Raw genomic sequence first — 24,989 nt, 5'->3', positions numbered from 1 at the left:
ATTTCCAATGAAAAGTATTTTACTCATCTCAGCAGCGTTATTTAGTTCAATGACATTTGCAGCGCCGAGTCGTTGTGAAATGGGACGAATCAGTGAAACCAATATGCGCTTGGCGAATTACTATAATAGTCAAGCGGCAAGTTCATTTAGTGTCGATTGTTCCGGTAAATACCGCATACGCTTTAATAGCCGTAATTTGCAGGATACTTCGGGCAGTAGTTTTGTGACGAATGGCCCGATTAAGCTCAAAACACGGATGACTGTTTCAGGTGCGATGGAAAATCTGTGGAATGTTTCTACAGAGCAAGGCGCTGGCAAAAATAACTATGTGATTGCTGTGCGTTTGGTGGAGCGAGTGAATGCAACGACACCTGCAGGAATCTACCGCGATACAGTCTTTGTAAATATGGTGTTTTGAGTTGCTTAGCGACAAAATTTATTTCAAGCCCAAGGTAGCTATATGCGGAGTGCTGATTTCGTTCATACCGCTAGATTGAAGCTTGATGATAGATATTTAGGTGAATCTTGGGCTTTAATCTAAGTAGCTTAATTTTCTGCTATGCGTATAAAGTCAGAAATGAAGGAAATTTGATTTCAGCATATGCTTCCCCGATAACAACTTTAGACACCGTTTTAATCAGTTATTTGATGAGCTCGATATACACGCTAAATGGTCAGTTCCTGCAAAATGGGAAGGGGATGTTACCCCATTGGAATGTCTAAGCTTACAGCGTGTAGCTGAAGAAGCATTAACCAATATTGTGAAGCATAGTCATGCGACCGTGGTGCAGATCCGAATTTATTATGAAAACTCGGCGTTGATAATGGAAGTTGAGGACAATGGCGTGGGGGGATGTGGATCTGGTTAATCAAGCTGGTTTAAGTGTGGGGCTTCGTAGTATGAGTGGGTGTTTAGAACGGATGAACGCAGATATGCAAATCACTTCTAATGCGGGTCAGACGATTTTAAAACTGATTAAAAATTACGGATAAATCATGATTTTGTAGATGAAATAAGATAATTTCTTTCAATAAACTGTCATCAAATAATCATCAAAATGCAAAAAACTGCTGCTTAAACTGTGACTATACATTTATAAGAAGCATGTAAGATCATGACAGAATCGGCTATCAATTTAGGGCGTATGCAGGATGAGCCTACACGCTTTCAATTCCAATTTAAGCATATGCAATCACGAATGGATGTGCAAACGGTCTCAACTTTAATCCGTCCAGGTCTAAAAATCGCCATTGTTACAGATACGTGGGCGCCAGAAATTAATGGTGTTGCACATTCTTTATTGCAGTTGTGTAAAGGCTTGCAGCAAAAAGGCAACTCAATTTTTTTAATACGTCCTGAACAGTCCGAAAGTTGTCATGATTTCAGACCTGATCAAGAGTGTTTGGTTCGAGCGCAGTCGATTCCTAAATATTCAGGTTTACAATTTGGCTGGCCGCAACTAATTAAACTGAGTAAAGCTTTAAAAAAAGCCCAAGTCGACGTTGTCCATATAGTCACTGAAGGGCCTTTGGGTTTTGCCATGCTTCAATTGGCGCGTTCTTTACACATCCCTGTGTCCAGTGGTTTTCACTCGGCCTTTCATGATTTTAGTCGCTTCTTTGATTTAGCGTTTTTAATGAAGCCTGTACAACATTATTTACGGTGGTTTCATAACAATACTCAACTCACCTGTGTCCCGAGCCAAGATACTGCGGATGCCTTGTATCGATTAGGTTTTAGTTGTCCATTGGTTGTGGTGGGGCGAGGTGTGGACCATAGTCGATTTTCTCCCTCACATTATCGAGCAGAACTGAGACAACAGTGGCAAGCAGATGAACATACCCGCGTGATGCTGTATGTCGGTCGGCTATCTCCTGAAAAAGAGGTGGATGTTTTAATTTCAGCCTATCGTTCGATGTTGGCCATGGATGCACGAACGAAATTGGTCATTGTGGGGGATGGGCCAGATCTTGAACGATTAATGCAACTGGCAAAATCCCTAGATGTTATTTTTATGGGAAGTTTAAGTGGTCAGGCTTTATCGGAAGCCTATGCCAGTGCGGATGTTTTTGTTTTTGCAAGTCAGGTTGAGACCTTTGGTAATGTGGTTTTGGAGGCAATGGCCAGCGGATTGCCGGTGATTGCATATAATGCCGCATGTGCCCAATTGCACGTGAGAAATCAGCAAACGGGATGGTTATGTCATTTATCTCGAACCGATGAATTTATTCGTCTTATGCAACAATTGCCGCAACGCGCCAAATTAAAAACGATGGGCATCGAAGCGGCAAAAGACGCAGCTAAAATTGGTTGGCAATATCCTGTACAGCAATTTGAGCACGCGCTATATCGCGTGGTGGATCAAGCCATGATGAGCCAATGGAGCTAGCGCTATTGGTTGTATAGAAAAGTTGAGCATCCTCATAACCAATATTCATTGAACTGTCATCAAAGCATCATTGCACTGTCAAAAAGATAACTTAAGCTGAGTCAAACACAGATCTCAACTTGTAAAAATAACAACACAAATCTAGCTCAACCCCAACATAGTCAGGCTTTGACTGTAGATAGGAGATTAGCGATGAATTTTAAAAATGCAAAAACAAGAATGCTGCATCTCGATTTAAAAGGCTGTATTTATCTCAATCATTTTTCGCATCAACAAGTTGTCGCTGACATATTTAAAATGGTGAGTCGACTTGGTGATGGTGTGTTTTGGTATGTCATGTTGGCGACGGTCTGGATCGTGCAGGGCATGTATTACAGTGTACAAATCGTCTATGTATTACTGGGTGGTTTCGTCGGCACCTCGATCTATAAACTCCTCAAAAAGAAAACTGTGCGCCCAAGACCGTACCAAGTGCATCAAGTGATTCGCTTAGGTGAACGCCCTCTAGATCATTTTAGTTTTCCATCGGGGCATACTCTACATGCGGTCATGGCAACAACAGTGCTGGGCTATATTCAACCCATGTTGTTGGTCTTAATGTTGCCCTTTAGCTTATTGGTGGCATTATCCCGCATGATCTTAGGATTGCATTACCCGAGTGATGTTGCCGTCGGTGCTGCAATAGGCGCTGCAGTGGGTGCCGCAATTATTCTCTGTGCACCTCTTTTTGGTTTGATTTTATAGTTTGAAGTGGACATCTCAATTGCAAAATCTGGTAATAAAAAAATTAAAAGGGTTTATCACGTCCAATTGCCGAAATTTGTTAAAGTAAGCCATCATTCTATAGACGATGTTAGGAAGACCCATGGGCTTACGCTGGACAGATACGATTGATATCGCAATTGAGCTTTATGAAGCTCATCCAGATGTGGATCCACAATGGATTCGCTTTACTGATTTACATGCATGGGTGTGCGCTTTGCCAGACTTTGCAGATAACCCAGAAAAATCGACTGAAGGTTTACTGGAAGCGATTCAAATGGCTTGGATAGACGAAGCAAGTTAACACTGCGTCGAAAAAAGCAATTTTTTTACATCTCAAAAGCAGAAAACAGCGCATTATTCGGTATAATGCGCCAAATTTTCCTGTCAACATTATGACTTAAGGAGCCTACCATGGCTATCGAACGTACTTTATCTATCGTTAAACCAGACGCAGTTGCTAAAAACAACATCGGTGACATCTTTGCTCGTTTCGAGAAAGCTGGTCTTCAAATCGTTGCAACTAAAATGAAACACTTGACTCAAGCTGAAGCTGAAGGCTTCTACGCTGAGCACAAAGAACGTGGTTTCTTTGCTGACCTAGTTGCATTCATGACTTCTGGTCCAGTTGTTGTTTCTGTTCTTGAAGGCGAAAACGCAGTTCTTGCTCACCGCGAAATCCTTGGCGCGACTAACCCTAAAGAAGCTGCTCCAGGTACAATCCGCGCTGACTTCGCTGTAAGCATCGACGAAAACGCTGCTCACGGTTCTGACTCTGTAGCATCTGCTGATCGTGAAGTTAACTACTTCTTCGCTCAAACTGAGATTGCTCCACGTACTCGTTAATTCGAAGTATTCAAACCAGATAAGTGTTATTATACTTATCTGGTTTTTTTATTCCCTGAATAATCCTTTGCTCACTTATTGAGCTTCTCCTTTCATCTTTAGACATGGTTTAGGTAATTACACATGAGTACTGAAGTAGTCGCTACATCAGCTGTTTCTGATGCACAGCAACAATCTCCATCCGCTCCAACGCAGCAAAAGTCTGTGGAAAAAGTGAATCTACTTGGCATGTCACGTCCACAAATGGAAAAATTCTTCGAAGATATGGGGGAGAAGAAGTTCCGTGCTGGGCAGGTGATGAAGTGGATGCACCAATTTTTTGTGACTGATTTTGCTGAAATGACCAATATTTCAGGCAAATTGCGTGAAAAACTAGAAAAAATTGCTGAAATTAAAGCGCCAGAAGTGGTGCATAAAAACTATTCTAAAGATGGTACCCGTAAGTGGGTATTCCGCGTGGGTGAGGGTGCAGGTTCTTTAGTTGAAACTGTTCTCATTCCTGCTGAACACCGTAGTGGTTTACGCCGTACATTGTGTATTTCTTCACAAGTCGGCTGTGCACTAGATTGCTCATTCTGTTCTACAGGTAAACAAGGCTTCCAGCGTGACTTGAGCCAAGCTGAAATTATTGGACAGCTTTGGATGGCGAACTTCTCTTATATGGAAGATGTGCCAGTTGCGGATCGTGAACGTTCAGTGACCAACGTGGTGATGATGGGCATGGGTGAGCCGTTGTTGAACTATGATGCTGTATTGAATTCAATGCGTATCATGTTGGATGACTTTGCGTATGGCATGTCGAAGCGTCGTGTGACTTTATCAACATCAGGTGTGGTACCTAAAATTGACCAATTGGCACAAGACATTGATGTAGCCTTGGCAATTTCACTCCATGCGCCAAATGATGAACTACGTAACGAACTTGTTCCGATCAATAAAAAATATCCGTTGGAACAATTGATTGCAGCGTGTCAGCGTTATATCGCCAAAGATGGTAATGAAAGTTCGCGTAAACACGTGACCATCGAATACGTGATGTTAGATGGTGTAAATGACCATCCTGAACATGCACAGCAAATGTTAAAGCTGTTGAAAAACCTACCAAGCAAAATTAATTTAATTCCGTTTAACCCGTTCCCGCATGCGCCATACGGTCGTTCAAGCCGTAACCGTATTATTTCTTTCCAAAAAACTTTGTCTGATGCCGGTTTTGTGTGTACGATTCGTCAGACACGTGGTGATGATATCGACGCTGCGTGTGGACAACTCGTGGGGCAAGTTGCTGACCGTACTCGTCGTGCGGAGCAATGGAAAAAGAAAGTTGCGCAGCAAAATGAGATACTGCGCTCACAAGGATAATAAAGAGGCAGCCAATTGAAAAAGTTAACGTATAAGTTCACTTTCGTTTCAGCTTTATGTGCATCGGTTTTGGCATTAACAGCATGTCAAACGCCTGAGATTGGGAAAAAAGACCCAGAGAAAGCCGTAAAAATCAGAACGCAATTGGCTGTTGAACACCTGAAAGCAGGGGATTTGGACTCTGCTAAACGTGCATTAGATCAGGCTTTAGAGGTGGATTCTCGCGATTCCCAAGCCAATATGATGATGGGTGTCTTACTACAACGAGAAGGCAGTCCAGCCAACTTAGAAAAAGCAGATAGTTATTTTAAGCGTGCAATTTCAGCAGACTCAAAAAATTCTCAAGCACGTAACAACTACGGTACGTATTTATATCAAGTTGAGCGCTATAATGATGCGATTGAACAGTTCAGCATCGCAGGTTCAACTTTAGGTTATGATCAACGTTTCAAAGCATTGGAAAATTTAGGTCGAATTTACCTGAAAGTGGGTGATGTGGCGAATGCTGAAAAATCATTCAAACAAGCTTTGCAGGCTAATCGTGATTCCTATGTTTCAATGTTAGAGTTGTCTGAAATCTTTTATTTGAATCAGCAGTTCCCTGCTGCCACACAAATGTATGAACAATTTGTACGTGCAGTAGGACAAAAAAATCAGGGTGCGCGTGCACTCTGGATTGGCATTCGAACAGCGCGTGCCAATGGCGACAATTTGGGTATGCAAGTACTGGTTAACCAGTTACGTGCTTTATTCCCAGAAAGTCCTGAATACCAACGCTATTTGCAATTACAGTACAGTACTGAGGCCGTATGGAAGTAAATCCTAATTCACCGCAATCGAATGGTTCGAGCGTAGCTCCAAATGCATTAGGAAATGTACAACGCCCAGGTGAGTATTTACGTCAAGTACGTATTACGCAAAAACTGGAACTTGAAGCTGTCGCATCAGAACTCAATATTCCATTAAAAACACTGACTGCACTTGAGCAAGATGATTATAAGTCATTGCCTGAAGCGACCTTTATTAAAGGTTACTACCGCACTTATGCCAAATATTTAAAAGTTGATGCAACCAATATCATTCAACGTTTTGATGATATTTATGCTAACGATACGGGTTTGTTGCCAAATCACGCGTTAAACAATTCACCGATTAAAATTATGGGTAAATTACCCGGTTCTAACCGTGACCGTAATCGTAAATGGATCAAACGTGGTCTGATTGCATTGGCGGTGTTGGTGGTCATTGGTGCGATCGTGGCAGCGATTCAAGGCATGACCTCGGGCAGCGATAATGAAGACGCTGTGACCAGTGATGTCGCTTCAGAAGTTCAAGTCCTCGACATGAATGGCGGAAATGCAGCGGTCAGTGGCGATCAATTGACATTGACCTTCAGTAGCCCGACTTCAGTACATATTGTTGATTCGACGGGTAAGGTGTTGGCGACAGGTCGTCAAGCATCGACGCTCAACTTAAACGGTGAAACACCATTCCAAATTCGTTTGGATGATGCAACAGCAGTGTCATTAAGCTTAAATAATGAAAATATTTCATTGTCACCATATACCGTAAACGGCAAAGCAGATTTCCGTTTATCACGTTAAGGGACAACAGAGCAGACTGAACAATGATTGAAAATCCAATTAAGCGCCGTCCAACGCGTAAAATTAAAGTAGGTTCGGTGTATGTCGGTGGTGATGCGCCGATTAGCATCCAAAGTATGACCAATACTGAAACCTGTGATGTCGAAGCGACCGTGGCACAGATTCAGCGCTGTGTAGACGTCGGTGCGGACATCATGCGTGTTTCTGTACCGAGTATGGAAGCTGCTGAAGCTTTTGGTGAAATTCGTAAACGTGTGCAAGTGCCACTGGTTGCCGATATTCACTTTGATTATAAAATTGCTTTACGTGTTGCAGACCTTGGTGCAGATTGTTTGCGTATTAACCCGGGTAATATTGGTTCTGAAGCCAAAATTCGTGAAGTGGTTGCGGCAGCGAAGCACAATGACATTTCAATGCGTATTGGTGTCAATGCAGGCTCACTGGAAAAAGATATTCAAAAGAAATATGGTGAGCCTACAGGTCAGGCTTTGCTTGAATCTGCAATGCGCCATATTGATATTTTAGACCGTTTAAATTTCCATGAATTTAAAGTGTCAGTCAAAGCATCCAATGTCTTTCTGACGATGGATGCTTACCGATTACTTTCTGCACAAATTGATAACCCATTACACTTAGGTGTGACTGAAGCAGGTGTCTACCGCACGGGTTCAGTCAAATCTGCTATCGCTTTAGGCGGTTTGTTGATGGAAGGCATTGGTGACACCATGCGTATTTCATTGGCCGCAGAGCCTGAAGAAGAAATCAAAATTGGCTTTGATATTTTAAAATCATTGGGCTTACGTTCAAACGGCATTAACTTTATTGCATGCCCAAGTTGTTCGCGCCAAGAGTTTAATGTCATCAAAGTCATGCAAACATTGGAAGAGCGTTTAGAAGATATTCGTACCCCAATGGATGTATCGGTGATTGGTTGTAAAGTAAATGGTCCGGGTGAAGCCAAAGAAGCCGATATTGGTGTAGTAGGTGCAAGTCCGCGTTCACTGGTGTATCGTAATGGCGAAAAGAGCCATTTAATTGACACAAATCAGTTGGTTGACGAAATCGAAGCGATGGTTCGTCAACGTGTTAGCGATCTTGAAGACGCTAAAGCTAAAGAGATTATTCGCACAAGTTTTTCTGAGTAGATCATGAGTTCAATCGTCGCAATCAAAGGTTTTAATGACATTCTCCCTACGCAAAGTCCTGCATGGAGACGTCTAGAACAGCATCTATCTAGCCTGATGGATGCTTATGGTTATCAGCAAATTCGCTTGCCGATTGTGGAGCAGACTCATCTGTTCAAACGTTCTATTGGTGATGCAACGGATATCGTTGAAAAAGAAATGTACACATTCTTAGACAAAGGTAATCCGCCTGAGTCTTTGACTTTGCGTCCAGAAGGAACAGCAGGGTGTGTACGTGCAATGCTTGAACATAACTTACTTCGTGGTGCTACACCGCGTGTATGGTATGTCGGCCCAATGTTCCGCTATGAAAAACCACAAAAAGGTCGCTACCGTCAGTTTCATCAATTTGGCGTAGAAACCTTTGGTGTTGCAACACCAGATCAAGATGCAGAATTGATTTTAATGACTGCGCGTTTGTGGAAACGCATGGGCGTTGCAGATAAAGTTCAATTAGAACTTAATACTTTAGGTGAGTCTGATGAACGTGCTGCCTATCGTGCGGCATTGGTTGAATTTTTAGAGTCGCATAAAAATGACTTAGATGAAGATTCACAGCGTCGTCTAACTACGAATCCACTGCGTATTTTGGATTCTAAAGATGCAAAAACACAAAGCATTTTGGAAAATGCGCCAAAACTTCACGACTTTATGGGTGAAGAAACGTTGGCTCACTTTGCTCAATTGCAGCAGTATTTGACTGATGCTGGTGTTGGTTTTGTGATCAATCAAAAATTGGTTCGTGGTCTCGACTACTACAATAAAACGGTCTTTGAATGGACAACTACACACTTAGGTTCTCAAGGAACGGTATGTGCTGGTGGTCGTTATGACGGTTTAGTCGGTCAGCTTAAAGGTAAAGCAGACCAGTCGGTGCCTGCTGTTGGTTTTGCAATGGGTATGGAGCGTTTGCTTCTTCTACTTGAACAAGTGGAAGACAATACCCCAGTGCGTGACTGTGAGCTATTCTTGGTTTCAGATCCTGCAACTCAAGGTAAAGCGTTGGTGCTTGCTGAACAAATACGTGATCAACTTGAAGCAGCGGGTAGTAACATTCGCTTAAAAGTTGGTTCACAAGGTTCAATGAAATCGCAAATGAAAAAAGCTGACCAATCGGGTGCTTTATTTGCTGTGATTTACGGTGAACGTGAGCAAGCAGCAGGGCAAGTGCTGGTAAAAGAGCTAGCGATTGCAGAACAACACGAAGTGAATGTGGCAGACTTTGTTGCCTTCATTATCGAAAAAATTTCTTCAAAATAATCCCTATAACATAAGGAAAAAGGTAATTTCATGAGCGCATTGAGTGAAGAAGAACAACTTGATAATTTAAAATCGTTTGCTAAAAAATATGGCTCTGCCATTGTTAGCGGCATTTTAATTGCGTTGATTGCCTTTTTCGGATGGGAATACTGGCAGAAGAAAACTTTGGCTGAATCGCAAATGCAAACAGCCAAAGTCCAGCAGTTAATGGATGATGCTCAGTCGGCGACGGGTGACGCTTTTACACAACTTTCTGCGACTGCAGATAAAATTGTAAAAGAAGCGCCAGATTCGCCACAAGCCATCCAAACTCAGTTGCTTATGGCAAAATTGGCGTATGATAAAGCGGATTATGCCAACGCTGAAAAAGCTTTGAAAAAAGTTGAAAATTCAAAAGTTGACGATGCGGGCTTAGTTCAATTGGTGAAATTACGTTTAGCGTATGCACAATTGGCACAAAAGAAATTTGATGAAGCATTAAAAACTTTAGAAGCGGTTAAAGAACCTGCTTTTCAAGCAACTGCAGATGAAGCCCGTGGCGATGTCTATGTTGCGAAAAATGATATCGAAAATGCAAAGAAAGTTTATCAAAGTGCATGGGATGCTTTGGTTGAGCGACAAGAAGAACGTCAAATTTTACAAATTAAACTCGAAAGTGTAGGCGTTTTAGTTGATGATCCTGAAATTGAACGTCCGATTATAGATACACAAGTGGAAGCAACTGAATGAATAGAAAATACAAAATTACCTGTGCGCTGACAGTTTTAACACTTGCTTTGGCTGGTTGTGCAAATAAAGGAAAAGTAGAAAAAGTAAAACCAAATCCTTTACCAAAATTGGAACAGGCAAAAACTTTAGCACCTGTATTTTCAAACAGTGTGGCTTCAACTGAAGAAGCAGATCCACTGCGTTTACGTATGGATGCAGATAACGGCGTTGTTTTTAGCGTAAATCCTAACGGTGAAGTTCAAGCCTACAAAGGCAAAGAGCGTTTATGGCAGAAGAAAATCTCTAAACAAGGTTTGACTGCAGGTGTAGAAGCTGCTGACGGTATTGTGGTTGTCGGTAATGCAAAAGGTCAATTATTTGCATTGGATCAGGCAACAGGTGAGCAAAAGTGGACGGCGCAATTAACCGGCGCGTTACTTTCACCGTCGTTGATTCAAGCAGGTCGCGTTATTTCAGTCACCAACGATGGTACGGTATACGCAAACGATGTGGCAACGGGTCAACAAACTTGGACCTATAACTTGCCAAATGTGCAATTTAGTTTACGTGGTATGGCAGCACCGGTATCACTTGATGCACGTCATGTTCTCATCGCTTCTTCAAATGCCTATATCTATGTGATTGATGCATTGAGCGGTATTCCGAAAATGCAGCGTCGTGTTGCAGTGTCAGACGGTCGTTCAGATGTACAACGTCTCATTGATATTGACGGTGAACCGACTGTAGCAGGTCAATTTTTAATTACCACCAGTTATCAAGGCCAAGTGACAGCGCTTGATCTTGCCTCACAACAAGTGATCTGGAGCAATGATGCGAGCAGCATTCAGCGTCCTGAAGTTGCGGGCAATGGTGTCTTTGTGGCACAAACTGATGGTAAAATTGTGGCTTATGAAATTACCACTGGTCAAACATTGTGGGAAAATGACCAATTGCTTAATCGTAATTTGAGTAACCCAGTGATGTTAGGTCAAGACCTTGTGGTTGGTGATCTGGATGGTGTACTTCACTTAATCAACCCAGCGACAGGCGAGTTGGTTGGTCGTTCTAAAACCAGTGGTGAAGTACGTTCACTACGTGTAATTGACAACCAATTATATGTGTCGACACGTAAGGGTGCATTAAGCATTTGGCAGAACCGTTAATTTTTCTGCGGCTTATGTTAAAATAAGCCAAACCGTATTTTTAACGCGGGGGATTGAATCATCAATGCCCCGTGTTTTTATTTATTTTAGGCATTTATCCTATTTCCATTCTTCCTAAGCTTTCTGATGTTCAGACCAGACCAAACTGGCTGATCTGGAATAAAGGTTAATCTATGAAACCCGTAATTGCGCTCATTGGTCGTCCGAACGTCGGAAAATCAACGTTGTTTAACCAGATAACCAAGAGCCGTGATGCTCTCGTTGCTGACTTTGCCGGTCTGACTCGTGACCGTAAGTATGGTGACGCGACTTATCAAAATAAATCCTTTATCGTCGTTGATACTGGGGGTATTGGCGAAACTGAGGGCGGTATCGACTCGTACATGGCAGAACAGTCAAAAACTGCCATTAATGAAGCAGATATTATTGTCTTCGTGGTCGATGCGCGCGCAGGCCTATTGGCATCTGATGAGCAAATTGCACGTGACTTACGTACGCTAGGTAAAAAAGTTTATCTTGTTGCCAACAAAGTTGATGGTGTACATGCCGAAGCAGCTTTAGTTGAATTCTTCAAATTGGGTATGGGTGAACCACTTCAAGTGGCTGCCAGCCATGGTCGTGGTGTTCAGCAAATGCTTGAAGAAGTGTTAGCTGAAGTGCCTGAAGATGAAAGTGAAGAACAACACGATAAAGACACAGGCTTACGTTTAGCGATTATTGGTCGTCCAAACGTGGGTAAATCGACTCTAGTGAACCGTTTGTTGGGTGAAGACCGTGTGGTTGCATTTGACCAACCAGGTACTACACGTGACTCGATTTATATCCCATTTGAACGTGATGGCCGTAAATACACATTAATCGATACTGCGGGTGTACGTCGTAAAGGTAAAGTGGACGAAATGATCGAGAAATTCTCGATTGTGAAAACTTTACAAGCGATGAAAGATGCGCATGTTGTGGTTATTGTTGTCGATGCACGTGAAGGGATCGTTGAGCAAGACTTGCATTTGATCGGTTATGCGCTTGAAGCAGGCCGTGCGATGGTGATTGCCATCAACAAATGGGACAATATGTCTGACTACGACCGTAAACAATGTAAATTAGATGTTGAACGTCGTTTTGACTTTATTCCATGGGCAAAAATTCACTTAATTTCTGCACTTCACGGTACAGGTGTTGGTGATCTTTATCCATCGATCCACCGTGCTTATGATTCTTCGCATTTGAAAGTATCACCTGCGAAAATCACTCAGATCTTGAATGATGCAACTGATGCGCACCAACCACCAATGGTTCAAGGTCGTCGTATCAAAATGCGTTATGCGCATATGGGCGGACAAAATCCACCGACGATTGTGATTCATGGTAACAAAGTCGATAAAACGCCAAATGACTATCGTCGTTACCTAGAAAACGTGTTCCGTAAAGTTTATAAACTTGAAGGTACGCCAGTCAAAATTGAATTTAAAACCTCTGATAACCCATTTGAAGGTCGTAAGTCGCAAATCGATGAGCGTACGGCTGCACGTAAACGCCGTTATGTTCAGAAGTTCAAAAAAGCGGAAAAGAAATTCAAACGCTAAGTTTGGATAAGCAAAAAAAAGCCTGCAGATATGCAGGCTTTTTTATTTCACTTTATTTATCTAAAAAGATGTGAAAATTAGTTTTTGCACTTTTTAGCTTGGCGGTAAATATCAATATTATCCAGGTTAGCTTGAGCAACTTCCATGGCTTGCTGTGCGCTGCTGCTATCCTGTTGTGTATTTTTATTGCCAGAAAAAGCTGTCGCAAATTGTCCCATACGCGCCGCTGTTTCAGATTGACCTGAAAATGCGGATAGCGCGTTGCCAGCAAGCCCCGCCCATTTTGAAACTTGATTATTTTGCTGTGCAGACGCTTGGCTTAATGCCAGTTGCGATGCTTCCAATGTACGTTCGAAAGTTTTACGTTCAACGCTCAGGTCAGTGCAATCTAAGGTTTTTAAATAACTGGTGCTATAAACACTTTTGTTGGTTTGGTTAGCTTGATTGAAATTTGAGGCATAGCCACGGTCTGCTTGAGCCACGGCATTGGCAGCTTCTTGACGGCTTTGATTCATACGCGCTTCAGCTTGGTCCATAATCGCGCCATTTTTGGCACCCATTACTGCAACGGCCGCATCCAATAAGCCTGCTTGAGCGAAACATGGTAGGACACAAAGTGAACTGATTAACGTGATTTTTCTTAGCATCTGGTTTACCCCGAGTTTTAAATTAAAGTTATAAGAATCTAGAGTATTTTATCTAATTGAAGATGTATTTGAAATATTTATTATACTTAAGTATTTGAATATATTTATAATATTAAGTATTTCTTAAGTGGTTAGAAATATTTTTAAACTGAGTTTTAAAATCTCGATAAGTCAAAGGACCGATGCGCTCATCTGTATTGTGGTGTATTTTGTGTCGAAGAGTCGCATAAAATATAGCGTCATGGACGTAGTGTAAAAGATATTGGATCAATAACTTATGGCGAAAATTCAGCTTGAATATAGTGCAATTACTGACTTCTTTGTGGAGCCGCATGGCTTGAGTCGTCAAGAGGTAATTGCCGTGCGTAAACAAGCCATTTACCAATATCGAAATCAATTACTCGGGCAGCGGCTAAATAGGTCAGTTGAAAATTCAGATTTTTCAAAGTCTGCGTTTGGTAAGCCTTTTCTTCCGGATTTGCCACATTTTCATTTTAATCATAGTCATAGTCAGCAGCATTATGTATTGGCCAGCAGTGAAAAAATCGCCAATATTGGTGTGGATATTGAAGATTTAAATCGAAAAGTTCGTTTTGATGCGATGGCTCAACACAGCTTTCATCCCGAAGAATTGCTCAATTGGGACAGTTGTGAGCATAATCCTGATTATTGGTTTAAAGTTTGGACCACCAAAGAGGCGGTACTTAAAGCGTCAGGTTTAGGGATTCGAGTGAACCTGAATGAACTGAATACACAGTGTCATCCTGAGCAGAATGGTGGGATGTGTAGCCATCCCGCAATTGGCACTTTTGCTTATCAGAATATTCAACTACCGCATGTGATGTTGACGGTGGCATGGGAAAGTGAACAATCTTGCCGAGGCTTTCATTTGCCTAATATTGAGTTGAATGTCTTATAAATCGGTATGACATATAAATCACCATGAAAAAAGCCCTGTTCTGGCTGAACAGGGCTTTTTTTAAATCAATCTAAACTGGCTTTAGATTAGATTTTGCATTTTTTAGAACCTTGGTAGATACCAATGTTGTCGATGTTTGCTTGAGCAGCAGATTTGTTCGCTTGTTGAAGTTCAAGGTTGCCTGCATCAGAAGTATCTTGCTCACCAGCCAAGCTGTTTGCAATGTTGCCTGCACGAGCAGCTTTTTCAGAGTTACCACCGAAAGCAGCAAGAGCGCCACCCGCTAAACCAGCAAATTTGCTCAATGATTTGCCTGGCGCTTGAGCAGATGCTTGGATGTTTGCAATGTTTTTGTCAGCAGCTTCTAAAGAGCGCTTAGCATTCGCTTTTTCAACAGCAAGAGTTGCACAATCCATCGCTTTTAATTCTGAAGATGCGAATTGAGTTGTAGCAAAAGCAGAAATTGAAATAGAAGTAACAGTTGCAAGAACAAGTAATTTTTTCATGAAATAATTCACTTTTATTGTTAGAAAATAAACGCCCGAAAGTAATGGGCGGGTGAATATTATTCAAAAAAAGGAATTTTGTCCTGTTAAAATGTGACAATTGTGTAACTTTGTGTAATTTGCGTACAAATATGATTGCAAAATTAAATGATTAGTAACACGTTGCTATTTGGGTTTTTGTGCAATCCAAATATTACTTAAGCGGTTGACAAATTGCGGGCTAAACTTCGATAAATTAAATAAAAATTTAGCTTTCATCCCCACAGGTGTATGTGTGGCCATTAAGACCGTATCCTTTTTTTGTACCAAGGTATAAATTTGCTGAGCGACATCGCTCGGTTGAAGATTGACGCCCATTTTCTTAATGCTTTGGGCATCCATGTCTTGCACCATCGCGGTTTGAACAAATAAAGGCATCACATCTAAAACGCGAATATTGTATTTTTGCCATTCAATATCTAAGCTTTCAGTGAGCCCACGTACAGCAAATTTAGATGTGGCATAGCTGGCTAAATCTGCTTGTCCATAAATAGCTGAAGCCGAAGAGAGGTTAATCACACGAGCAAAATTGCTTTGTTGTAAATAGGGGAATGCCGCATAGCAACCGTTTATCACCCCTTTGACATTGATATCAATCGTTCGGTGGTGTGCAGACAGTTCCGTATGTTCAAAGCTGCCTGAATACAGAATTCCGGCATTATTGACTAAGATATTCAGCTGACCTGCCCAAGCAACAAATTCAGCTAAAGCGCTTTGCCATTGCTCTGGTTGTGTCACATCTAAAAGCCCAGCTTTGGCATGGCTACCGAGTTCAGCAGCTAATGAGGTGACTTGAGATTGGTTAATGTCGTAGAGCCCAACTTTATAGCCTTGTTGTATGAACAGTCGTGCAATTGCTGCGCCAATCCCTTGTCCTGCACCGCTAATAAAAATACTTTGCATGTTATGCTTCCCTGAATTGAGTTGCTCATTCCCTGAGTGAATTTTGAGCATATCAAATTCTGTAATCGAAACAATGTACTGATGAGTAAATAGCTGGAGTTCACATGGAACAATTATTAGCAGTGATGAAAGAATTACGTGAAAAATGTCCATGGGATCAAAAGCAAACCCCAGAAAGTCTGACTCGTTATGCTATAGAAGAGGCCTATGAAGTTGAAGCGGCGGTTCGTTCAGGTCAGATTGACGATGTGCGAGATGAACTGGGGGATTTGTTGCTGCAAGTGGTTTTTCAGTCGCAGATGTATAGCGAACAAGGCGCGTTTGATTTTCAAGATGTGGTGCAAGCCATTACAGATAAATTAATTCGCCGTCATCCCCATGTGTTTCAGGCAGAGCAGTTTTCTGCACTCAATGCGGATGATGTGGCAACACTATGGAAACAGATTAAACAACAAGAAAAAGCAGGGAAATCAGCATCTAGATTAGATGAGGTTAAACATGCACCTGCATTAAGCCAAGCAGATGAAATCCAAAAAAATGTGGCGAAAATTGGATTTGATTTTCCAGATATTGAAGGGGCTTATGGCAAGCTTGAGGAAGAGCTAGGGGAGTTAAAAGAGGCCTTGGCAGGCAAAAAATCCGACGAAATATTTGATGAATTTGGTGATTGCTTATTTTCTCTAGTGAATGTTGGACGTAAGATTGGCATCTCAAGTGAGATGGCACTGTTAAGTACCATTCATAAATTTAGAAGCCGTTTTGCTTATATTGAAGCACAGGCCACATTACAACAAAAACATGTAGAAGACTTGTCCCTGACTGAAATGGATCAGTTGTGGGAACAGGCAAAACAACAATTAAAACAACAGGCTGAATATGTACAACATCCTAAAGAATAAATTTTTTACACAACTACTTATCTTGGTTTTGGGTTTAATGGCAGATTTGACTTATGCTCAAAGCCCTTCGGGCTACGCGGAATGGAAAGCCATGCAGCAAGCTCAAGATCAGCAATTAAAAAAGCAATCTGAGGCCTCGAAGTCCAAAGCGACAACTGCACCGAGCAATGCAAACTATTATTTGTCACGACCCAGCACCCAACAAAATAGTCGAACAGATCAGGTACGTTTAAATACAGCCTCAGTCGATGAACTGCAAACATTACATGGGATTGGTCAGAAAAAAGCAGAAGCAATTGTGCAATATCGCAAAAGTAATGGCTTATTTAAAAGCATTGATGATATTCAACAGGTTAAGGGAATCGGTCCTGCGCTGTTTGCTAAAAATAAAGCAAAATTGGCACTTTAAGTGAAGTGTAAAAAAAAGAATTAGGTTAAGCTCAGCTTGAGCATTGAGATAATCAAATTGCCCTTTGATTGTGTTAGAGATATCATTAGCGACATCTTAAGAATTTTACGTTCAGACGTAGGAGACAGCGTCTTTTGCAAACTTTGCGCGCGTCCAAATGTGGTTTATCAACCGCACAATTACCTTCTTCCATTTTAGATGTGATTGATGCCTTAACTAAGGCAGGCTATGAAGCTTATATCGTGGGTGGCGGTGTCCGCGACCTAATGTTGGGTCATGCACCTAAAGATTTTGATGCCGTAACTAATGCGACACCAGCTCAGGTGAAAGAAGTCTTCGGGCGACGTTGCCGAATTATTGGTCGTCGTTTTGAGCTGGCGCATGTCTACTCAGGACGTGAACTGATCGAAGTTGCGACCTTCCGTGCGCCACCTAAAAAAGCCGTGACTTCTGCTGCGGGCATGATTTTACGTGATAATAATTGGGGTACGATTGAGCAAGACTTTGCACGTCGTGACTTCTCGATCAATGCAATGTATTACCAACCACGCAAAGGTGAAGTGCTAGATTTTTGTCATGCAGTAGATGACATTAAGCATAAAACGTTGCGTTTATTGGGTGATCCACAATTACGTTTTGAAGAAGATCCTGTGCGGATGCTTCGGACTTTACGTTTTGCAGCCAAATTAAACTTTAATATTGATGAAAAAATTCTGGAGGTCTTTACTCCAGAACTTACTCAATTGCTGCGTGATGTGTCTCCACATCGTTTATACGATGAGTCACAAAAACTCTTTACCATGGGGCATCTCAATCGCGTCTTACCGATGCTGATCGATTTTGGTATCTGGTATCAATTATTTGCAGATATCAAACCGGTCGTAACGCCATTTATTGAGTTGGCAGCAAAAAATACCGATCAACGTATTTCGATTGGGAAAACCATTAACCCTGCATTTTTCTATGCCGTATTATTGTGGATTCCGTTCCAAGAACGTTGTACGTTCTATCTGAATAAAGGTGTTGTTCCAGCTGAAGCACGTGCTCAAGCGGGCTTAGATGTATTGAAACGTCAAGCTACACGAACCATTATTCCACGCTTTGCCGAAACGTTTATTCGTGAGGTTTGGGAAATGCAAACCCGTTTGCTGAATCCAAAACCACAGCAAATTGAAGCACTTTCAGGTCATGCACGTTTCCGTGCAGGCTTTGACTTCTTGCTGCTGCGTGAAAAATCGGGTGATACAAGCACGCAAGGTATGGGCCAGTGGTGGGATGCTTATCAGCAGATGAGCACTGACGAAAAAGAACGGGCAATTAGCCAATACAATCGTCAACGTGCCAAGAGTCGTCGTAAAGCGGCGCATGAAGATGTGGAAACGAAAACTTCTGCACATCAGCAAGTTGAAATTGAACCACTTGTGAATGAACCAGAAAGCAGAAGTCGCCGTCAACGTAAGCCTAAATCACATGCCAACAGTCCAGCGACAGTATCAATTGTTGCAGCGTCAGCCAGTGGTGAAATTGGTGCAGATCATCCGATTTTAAAACGTAAACGTGTGAAACGAGATCTGACTCAGGTTATTTTTGGGCCAACACAATGACGCTGACATATATTGGTTTAGGCAGTAATTTAGGTGATTCCCTGCAGATCCTCAGTGAAGCGGTGCATAAACTTGCGACACTCGGTACTGTAAAAGTCTCACAACTGTATCAAAGCCCACCAATGGGGCCACAAGATCAGCCGAATTATTTAAATGCAGCGGTTGCATTAGAAACTGATCTAGCACCTTTGGCTTTGTTGGATGAATTACAACGCTTTGAACAAGAGTCGGGGCGTGTACGCCTACGCCATTGGGGCGAGCGTACACTGGATTTAGATTTACTGATTTACGGTGAACAGCACATTCAAAATGAACGTTTAACGGTGCCTCATGTTGGTGTTTTAGAACGTGATTTTGTGTTGAAACCTTTATTGGATTTAGATGAGAATCTACAGATTAAAGGACAACCATTAAAAGATTTACCTATTTTGAATAATCCAAATTTAACTGTATTGGATGCAGGAAACTGGGCCCATCTTTAATTTTTGTATGACCACTTGAGAAAGCCGTCATCTGAGGAATATTGAAATGATTAGTCTAAGTGACTTGAAAAAATTTAAAGCGGAAGGCCGCAAATTCTCCTGCTTGACTTGCTATGATGCGAGCATGGCAAAAGCAATGGAAGTTGCTGAAGTCGATAGTATTCTGATTGGTGATTCATTGGGGATGACCATTCAAGGGAATGACTCAACCTTACCTGTCACTGTTGAAGATATGGCATATCACACTGCGGCAGTGCGTCGTGGCAATAAGCATGCGTTTATTCTGACAGATTTGCCATTTATGACCTATGCCACTTTGAATGATGCTTTGGTGAATTCAAAGACCGTAATGCAAGCAGGCGCGCAGATGGTCAAATTGGAAGGTGGTGCATGGTTGTCAGAAACAGTTGAAGTATTGACCCGTAATGGTATTCCAGTGTGTGTGCATTTAGGGTTAACTCCGCAATCGGTTCATGTGTTTGGCGGTTATAAAGTGCAAGCACGTACACGCGAAACTGCGGATCAACTCATTGCAGACTGTAAAGCTGTGGTTGATGCAGGTGCAGCACTTTTACTTTTGGAATGTGTTCCTGCCCAAGTGGGTAAAGAAATTAGTGAATTGTTCCCAAATACACCTGTGATTGGGATCGGTGCCGGTGCAGAAACGGATGCTCAAGTCTTGGTTCAACAAGATATGCTGGGACTGACGTTTAGTCACGTGGCGAAATTTGTTCGCAACTTTATGAAAGAGCAAGCAGGGGAAACGGCAATTGTGGATGCGTTTAAGGCGTATCATGCTGCCGTACTAGATGGTAGCTTCCCTGCCAAAGAACATACATTCCAAATTGAGCTGTAAGACATGAAAACTGAAACAACGATTCAAGGTTTAAGTGCATCGCTAAATCCAGCACGTGCTGCGCGTAAAATCATTGGTTTTGTACCAACGATGGGGAACTTGCATGAAGGTCACCTCAATTTAGTTCGTGAAGCACGTAAACTGTGTGATGTCGTGGTGGTGAGTATTTTCGTTAACCCAATTCAGTTTGGTCCAAATGAAGACTTTGACAACTATCCACGCACTTTGGAACAAGATCAGCACTTATTGGCTGAAGTGGGTTGTGACATCGTGTTTGCGCCGACTGTTGAACAAATGTATGGCAACAAACCGCGCTTAACCAATATTAGCGTGGGCGGCATTACCAATGATTTGTGTGGCGAACAGCGTCCGGGTCATTTTGACGGTGTTGCTGTTGTTGTGACAAAACTCTTTAATATTGTTCAACCGAATTTTGCATTCTTTGGGCAAAAAGATTACCAGCAACTTGCAGTGATTCGTCAGTTTGTACGTGACTTAAATATTCCACTAGAAGTGATTGGTGTGCCGATTACTCGTGCTGAAGATGGTTTGGCATTGAGTTCACGCAATGGTTATTTAAGTGCGGAAAATCGTGCGATTGCACCAACGATTTACCAAAGCTTGAAAACGGCTGAGGCAGAATTACATGCTGGAACTCAACTTGCAGATGTGTTAGCGAATATTAAAGCAACATTGACAGCGGCGGGTTTTGTTGTGGACTATGTTGAAGCACGTACACCTGAATTACAGAAAATTGAAGAATTTGATCAAGACGTGGTGTTGTTTATTGCGGCTAAATTAGGCGCAACACGTCTTATTGATAATATGCAGGTTAAATATACTGCAGTTTAAAACGGCTATGGGGTAGCAAGCGATGAAGCGCATTTTAATTGTTACAGGACAATCTGGATCTGGAAAGTCATCTGCATTACAGATACTTGAGGATTTGGGCTATTACTGTATCGATAATTTGCCATTGGCCTTACTCCCCGAAATTGTTGAAAAACTCGATTCAGAAAATAATCTTGAACAATTGGCACTGGGTGTGGATGTCCGCAGTACACGTGCAGATTTACAAGAGTTCGATTTGGTTTTTCAACAGCTACAACGCCATGGCTCAGTCGATATTATTTATTTGACCACGCGTGATCAGGAATTGATTGCGCGATTCAGTTCATCTCGACGTCCCCATCCGTTGGCAAGTCGTTTCAAAAGTTTAAATGAGTGCATACAGGAAGAAAAATCTTTACTGTTGCCGATTCAATTACGCTCGACAGTACATATTGATACTACTGATAAGAGCGTACATGATTTAAAACATACCTTGCTGTCTAAACTCGGACAGGCAGATAATTTAATTTTGATCTTACAGTCTTTTGGCTATAAGCATGGTATTCCACTCGATGCAGATTATGTTTTTGACGTCCGTCATTTGCCCAATCCACACTGGGATATGGAATTGCGTAAGTATTCAGGATTAGATGAGCCAGTTCGTCAGTTTTTACAACAAAGTGAACAAACCAATGAAATGTTCCAAGATATTTATAATTTTTTGGATAAATGGCTGCCGGCATTTGCCGAAGGGCATCGTCATTACATGACGGTGTCGATCGGGTGTACAGGTGGGCAACACCGTTCGGTATATATCGTAGATAGACTAAAAAAAGCACTTGAGGCAAAATGGTCTATTCAGGTTCTACATAGAGAAATGAAGCACTGGTCATGATCGACACAACTGTTGACGTAATTAATAAACTGGGTTTACATGCGCGTGCATCTGGCAAGCTAATCGAAGTCACGACCAAATTTCGCTCGTCGATTCAAATTGGTAAGGGTGGAAAATTAGTAGATGCCAAAAATATTATGTCTTTGCTGATGCTTGGCGCAGGCAAGGGCACAACTTTACGCTTAGTGATTGAAGGTGCAGATGAAGAAAAAGCTTTGTCTGAAATTCAAGCACTGTTTGCAGCAAAATTTTACGAGGCAGATTAAACGTGGCACGTCGACCGAACCGCTATACCGAAGAAGACTTTGAATCCTTAGAAGGACGTGCAAGTAAAACTGAGCAAAAGAAAGCTGTACAACGTATGGCTGCTTTGGGCGAGGAACTTGCAAAACTGAATCCTAAACAGATTAAAAATCTTCCTGTAGAAGAGCGTCTGATCGAAGCACTACTTGATGCACAAACCATTACTTCACATGAAGCGCGACGCCGTCAGTTTCAACGTGTAGGTAAATTACTGCGTAATGAAGATGAAACCATGATTTTATCTTATTTGATTCCGCAGCAAGGTGCGAAAAAAACAGCGCAGCTTCAACGCTGGACTGAACGTATGATTGCCCAAGGTGATCCCGTCATTAAAGAGTTCATGAAAGCACATAATGCTGCTGAACATCATCCTATTCGTCAGCATATTTTGCGTATTCAACGTGATATAGCAAAAAATGTAAGCGAAGAAGAACTGACTGCGTCAAAGTTGAAATTGTTTAACTACATTCAACAAGTGGCTTTATTATCTGATAACTAATGCATGATTAGATAACCAGGTACTTAGATAGCTCAATGATCAGAGAATTCAACATGATCTGATCATTGAAGCAAAACGTGAAGTTATAGACTTCACATCAAAAAAGCGACCTGATTAGGTCGCTTTTTTTGCTTAAATGATTGAAAAAATCATGCTTGGCTTTTGAGTTTTAATATTAACCAAATTCACCAACAGCGCGCTCTTTAGCCCATTCACGGAGAACGAACTTCTGAAGTTTACCTGTCGAGGTTTTTGGAATTTCGGTAATCACTACATCTTTAGGTACTTTGAAACGTGCAAGGTGCTGCTTACAGAATTCGATCAGTTCTTCAGGCGTTGCTTCTTTACCTGCTTTTAATTCAATAAAGGCACAAGGCACTTCTTGCCAACGAGGGTCAGGTTTTGCAACCACTGCAGCGGTCAGTACAGCAGGGTGTTGATATAGAATTTCTTCTACTTCGAGCGATGAAATGTTTTCACCCCCTGAAATGATCACATCTTTAGAGCGGTCAGTAATTTTGGCATAACCGTCAGGTTGGCAGACTGCTAAGTCGCCGGTATGGAACCAGCCACCGGCAAAGGCTTCAGCCGTTGCTTCTGGGTTTTTCAAATAGCCTTTCATTACGATGTTGCCACGGAACATGATTTCACCCATGGTCTGGCCATCATGCGGAACAGGTAACATGGTTTCAGGATCAATGACTTTCATGCCATCTTGAAGCGGGTATGGCACACCTTGGCGAGAATGCAACTGTGCTTGTTCTTGAATGGAAAGATCAGACCAACCAGCTTGCGATGCGCAAAGTGCTGATGGACCATAGGTTTCAGTCAAACCGTAAACATGTGTGACATTGATACCAATATTACGCATCCCTTCAATAATCGCAGCAGGTGGCGCTGCACCAGCAACCATCACTTCAACGCGATGGTCAAATTGCGCTTTTTTCTCTTCAGGCGTATTGATCATCATTGAAAGTACGATTGGCGCACCGCAGAAATAATCTACTTTGTGCTCTGCGATCAGTTTGAAAATCAGTTCAGGGTCGATTTTACGTAGACAAATATTGGTTCCGCCATTGGCTGCCATCGTCCATGCAAAGCACCAGCCATTACAGTGGAATAGAGGAAGCGTCCACAGATACGTTGCACGTGGCGTCATGCCGCAAGCAATGATGTTACTCGCTGCATTGATATATGCGCCGCGGTGATGATACACCACGCCTTTTGGATTCCCTGTGGTACCCGAGGTATAGCTTAAACTAATGGCATCCCATTCATCTTGAGGTAAGTGCCATTCAAAGTTGGCATCACCTTGCGCCAACCAGTCTTCAAATTCGATTTGTCCAATCGGTTGTGCTGTACCTTCAAATTCAGCATCTGCCACATCAATGACATAAATGTCTTGATCGATTAAAGCTAAAGCTTCTGTGGCTACTTGAGTGAATTCAGGGTCAACCAGCAGGACTTTGGTTTCCGCATGTTCCAACATGAAGGCAATGGTTTTCGCATCAAGACGTGTATTTAGCGTATTCAGTACAGCACCGGCCATTGGTACGGCAAAGTGTGCTTCAACCATAGCAGGAACATTCGGTAATAACACAGACACAGTGTCGTTTTTGCCAATGCCTAATTGTTGCAACTGATGTGCAAATTGACGACAGCGGTTATACGTTTGGCGCCATGAAATATGACGATTGCCATGGATAATGGCATCCTGATCAGGATAAATATAGGCTGCACGCTCTAAATAACGTAGAGGCGAAAGTGCCACAAAATTTGCCGGGGTCCGTGGCAATTCATCGTATGCGCTAACCATCGTGGTACTCCAAGTCCATGTATATTTGTTTTAAATCTGACTTAACAATAATTCAGTCCATAGGGTCTCTGCATTTATGCTTTAGTCGAGTATTTATACTAATTTTTTAAGTGATTGAAAATGAATAAAATAAAATACAATTCAGTGGCGAAAATGAACCCTGTAGTTCTCAAAATTGATTTTTTAGAATAAATAATTTAGCTGAAAAATAGACAATAATTGTTGGTTTTTTATGCTGATTTTGCAGATATTTCCGTGTGTGATCCTCTTTATTGATAATGTTTGAATGATGCTGATCGAATAATCTAGAGCGCCTTGAATAGTCTTTGTGGCTATATAGATGAATTATTTTCTCTTTAATTGATCGTGGCTTATTTGCTGTTTTATAACAATAAACTTAAATTTGAGAAGATACAGAACTTCGTATAATCTAAGTAAAAAATCAAGATGGCTTGTGCATCAACATTGCAAAAGCGGAAATCAAAAATAAAACAATACGGCTGAATACAATAAAAAGTATGG

General features: G+C 41.8%; 28 protein-coding genes. 24 read left to right on the top strand and 4 right to left on the bottom strand.

All coding sequences use genetic code 11. From position 1 onward, the window contains the following. Positions 1–7 precede the first annotated feature (7 nt). From FTT76_RS03175 to der, 14 genes are all read left to right on the top strand, one after another. Entirely contained in the window at positions 8–418 is a 411-nt protein-coding gene (locus FTT76_RS03175) for a hypothetical protein (RefSeq protein ID WP_180007213.1), read from the top strand. 292 nt (positions 419–710) lie between these two features. Continuing rightward, a complete protein-coding gene (locus FTT76_RS03170) occupies positions 711–869 on the top strand; it encodes an ATP-binding protein (RefSeq protein WP_180190026.1) in 159 nt (52 codons plus the stop codon). A gap of 243 nt (positions 870–1,112) precedes the next feature. After that, entirely contained in the window at positions 1,113–2,390 is a 1,278-nt protein-coding gene (locus FTT76_RS03165; protein ID WP_373686530.1) for a glycosyltransferase family 4 protein, read from the top strand. Between the two features lie 192 nt (positions 2,391–2,582). Beyond that, positions 2,583–3,134: a phosphatase PAP2 family protein gene (locus tag FTT76_RS03160; RefSeq protein WP_180021007.1), complete on the top strand. Its 552-nt coding sequence runs from the start codon at positions 2,583–2,585 to the stop codon at positions 3,132–3,134. Between the two features lie 121 nt (positions 3,135–3,255). After that, the gene (gene iscX, locus FTT76_RS03155) at positions 3,256–3,456 is read left to right on the top strand and encodes a Fe-S cluster assembly protein IscX (RefSeq protein WP_106986114.1); all 201 of its coding nucleotides are present in this window, start codon (positions 3,256–3,258) and stop codon (positions 3,454–3,456) included. A 110-nt stretch (positions 3,457–3,566) separates the two neighbouring features. Beyond that, positions 3,567–3,998 (top strand): nucleoside-diphosphate kinase, encoded by a 432-nt coding sequence (ndk, locus tag FTT76_RS03150; protein WP_106986093.1) that lies wholly within the window; start codon positions 3,567–3,569, stop codon positions 3,996–3,998. Positions 3,999–4,121: 123 nt separating this feature from the next. After that, positions 4,122–5,357, top strand: coding sequence for a 23S rRNA (adenine(2503)-C(2))-methyltransferase RlmN (gene rlmN / locus FTT76_RS03145; RefSeq protein WP_180190024.1), 1,236 nt, complete (start codon positions 4,122–4,124; stop codon positions 5,355–5,357). Positions 5,358–5,372: 15 nt separating this feature from the next. Further along, positions 5,373–6,176 (top strand): type IV pilus biogenesis/stability protein PilW, encoded by an 804-nt coding sequence (gene pilW, locus FTT76_RS03140; RefSeq protein ID WP_078189612.1) that lies wholly within the window; start codon positions 5,373–5,375, stop codon positions 6,174–6,176. Next, on the top strand, positions 6,167–6,961 hold the full coding sequence (locus FTT76_RS03135) for a RodZ domain-containing protein (protein WP_180025979.1): 795 nt from the start codon (positions 6,167–6,169) through the stop codon (positions 6,959–6,961). The genes pilW and FTT76_RS03135 overlap by 10 nt, the downstream gene beginning before the upstream one ends. Before the next feature lie 23 nt (positions 6,962–6,984). Next, entirely contained in the window at positions 6,985–8,106 is a 1,122-nt protein-coding gene (gene ispG, locus FTT76_RS03130; RefSeq protein ID WP_180007218.1) for a flavodoxin-dependent (E)-4-hydroxy-3-methylbut-2-enyl-diphosphate synthase, read from the top strand. 3 nt (positions 8,107–8,109) lie between these two features. Continuing rightward, a complete protein-coding gene (hisS, locus tag FTT76_RS03125) occupies positions 8,110–9,405 on the top strand; it encodes a histidine--tRNA ligase (RefSeq protein ID WP_180005380.1) in 1,296 nt (431 codons plus the stop codon). Positions 9,406–9,435: 30 nt separating this feature from the next. Next, positions 9,436–10,134, top strand: coding sequence for a tetratricopeptide repeat protein (locus tag FTT76_RS03120; protein WP_078189608.1), 699 nt, complete (start codon positions 9,436–9,438; stop codon positions 10,132–10,134). Beyond that, a complete protein-coding gene (gene bamB, locus FTT76_RS03115; protein WP_078192659.1) occupies positions 10,131–11,276 on the top strand; it encodes an outer membrane protein assembly factor BamB in 1,146 nt (381 codons plus the stop codon). The genes FTT76_RS03120 and bamB overlap by 4 nt, the downstream gene beginning before the upstream one ends. 173 nt (positions 11,277–11,449) lie before the next feature. Further along, complete coding sequence (gene der, locus FTT76_RS03110) at positions 11,450–12,859, top strand: ribosome biogenesis GTPase Der (RefSeq protein WP_078189606.1); 1,410 nt, start codon at positions 11,450–11,452, stop codon at positions 12,857–12,859. 77 nt (positions 12,860–12,936) lie between these two features. Here der and FTT76_RS03105 read toward each other — a convergent pair whose 3' ends face one another. Continuing rightward, positions 12,937–13,506, bottom strand: a complete 570-nt coding sequence (locus tag FTT76_RS03105) for a hypothetical protein (RefSeq protein ID WP_180190023.1) — start codon at positions 13,504–13,506, stop codon at positions 12,937–12,939. Between the two features lie 277 nt (positions 13,507–13,783). Here FTT76_RS03105 and FTT76_RS03100 point away from each other — a divergent pair, with 277 nt between their 5' ends. Then, a complete protein-coding gene (locus FTT76_RS03100; RefSeq protein ID WP_180005382.1) occupies positions 13,784–14,425 on the top strand; it encodes a 4'-phosphopantetheinyl transferase superfamily protein in 642 nt (213 codons plus the stop codon). 86 nt (positions 14,426–14,511) lie between these two features. On the opposite strand, the gene FTT76_RS03095 is transcribed toward FTT76_RS03100, so the two are convergent. Then, positions 14,512–14,931, bottom strand: a complete 420-nt coding sequence (locus FTT76_RS03095; protein WP_078192655.1) for a hypothetical protein — start codon at positions 14,929–14,931, stop codon at positions 14,512–14,514. A gap of 165 nt (positions 14,932–15,096) precedes the next feature. Continuing rightward, positions 15,097–15,873 carry an SDR family oxidoreductase gene (locus FTT76_RS03090; protein ID WP_180005383.1) on the bottom strand — a complete coding sequence of 259 codons (777 nt, stop codon included), beginning with the start codon at positions 15,871–15,873 and terminating at the stop codon, positions 15,097–15,099. 104 nt (positions 15,874–15,977) lie between these two features. Between FTT76_RS03090 and mazG the strand changes: the two genes are divergently transcribed. The 9 genes from mazG (at position 15,978) to yjgA (ending at position 22,651) form a co-directional block, all read left to right on the top strand. Then, positions 15,978–16,772: a nucleoside triphosphate pyrophosphohydrolase gene (gene mazG / locus FTT76_RS03085; RefSeq protein ID WP_180190022.1), complete on the top strand. Its 795-nt coding sequence runs from the start codon at positions 15,978–15,980 to the stop codon at positions 16,770–16,772. Then, positions 16,750–17,181, top strand: a complete 432-nt coding sequence (locus FTT76_RS03080; RefSeq protein ID WP_180190021.1) for a ComEA family DNA-binding protein — start codon at positions 16,750–16,752, stop codon at positions 17,179–17,181. Before mazG ends, FTT76_RS03080 begins: the two co-directional genes overlap by 23 nt. A 134-nt stretch (positions 17,182–17,315) precedes the next feature. Further along, on the top strand, positions 17,316–18,785 hold the full coding sequence (gene pcnB, locus FTT76_RS03075; protein WP_180025975.1) for a polynucleotide adenylyltransferase PcnB: 1,470 nt from the start codon (positions 17,316–17,318) through the stop codon (positions 18,783–18,785). Beyond that, positions 18,782–19,267: a 2-amino-4-hydroxy-6-hydroxymethyldihydropteridine diphosphokinase gene (gene folK / locus FTT76_RS03070; RefSeq protein WP_180005386.1), complete on the top strand. Its 486-nt coding sequence runs from the start codon at positions 18,782–18,784 to the stop codon at positions 19,265–19,267. Before pcnB ends, folK begins: the two co-directional genes overlap by 4 nt. Before the next feature lie 46 nt (positions 19,268–19,313). Continuing rightward, the gene (gene panB, locus FTT76_RS03065; protein ID WP_180007226.1) at positions 19,314–20,123 is read left to right on the top strand and encodes a 3-methyl-2-oxobutanoate hydroxymethyltransferase; all 810 of its coding nucleotides are present in this window, start codon (positions 19,314–19,316) and stop codon (positions 20,121–20,123) included. Positions 20,124–20,126: 3 nt separating this feature from the next. Continuing rightward, entirely contained in the window at positions 20,127–20,975 is an 849-nt protein-coding gene (gene panC, locus FTT76_RS03060; protein WP_078192648.1) for a pantoate--beta-alanine ligase, read from the top strand. A 22-nt stretch (positions 20,976–20,997) separates the two neighbouring features. Then, a complete protein-coding gene (gene rapZ, locus FTT76_RS03055; protein WP_078189595.1) occupies positions 20,998–21,849 on the top strand; it encodes an RNase adapter RapZ in 852 nt (283 codons plus the stop codon). Beyond that, positions 21,846–22,115 (top strand): HPr family phosphocarrier protein, encoded by a 270-nt coding sequence (locus FTT76_RS03050; protein ID WP_067763492.1) that lies wholly within the window; start codon positions 21,846–21,848, stop codon positions 22,113–22,115. The genes rapZ and FTT76_RS03050 overlap by 4 nt, the downstream gene beginning before the upstream one ends. 2 nt (positions 22,116–22,117) lie before the next feature. Further along, entirely contained in the window at positions 22,118–22,651 is a 534-nt protein-coding gene (gene yjgA / locus FTT76_RS03045; protein ID WP_180190020.1) for a ribosome biogenesis factor YjgA, read from the top strand. A 175-nt stretch (positions 22,652–22,826) separates the two neighbouring features. On the opposite strand, the gene FTT76_RS03040 is transcribed toward yjgA, so the two are convergent. Next, the gene (locus FTT76_RS03040) at positions 22,827–24,467 is read right to left on the bottom strand and encodes an acyl-CoA synthetase (protein ID WP_180050163.1); all 1,641 of its coding nucleotides are present in this window, start codon (positions 24,465–24,467) and stop codon (positions 22,827–22,829) included. Positions 24,468–24,989: the final 522 nt, after the last annotated feature.

Source organism: Acinetobacter sp. YH01009 (assembly GCF_013420765.1).
GTDB classification, from domain to species: Bacteria; Pseudomonadota; Gammaproteobacteria; order Pseudomonadales; family Moraxellaceae; genus Acinetobacter; species Acinetobacter amyesii.
The sequence above is the reverse complement of the archived record's forward strand: the minus strand, read 5'-3'. Positions and strand labels throughout refer to the sequence as shown.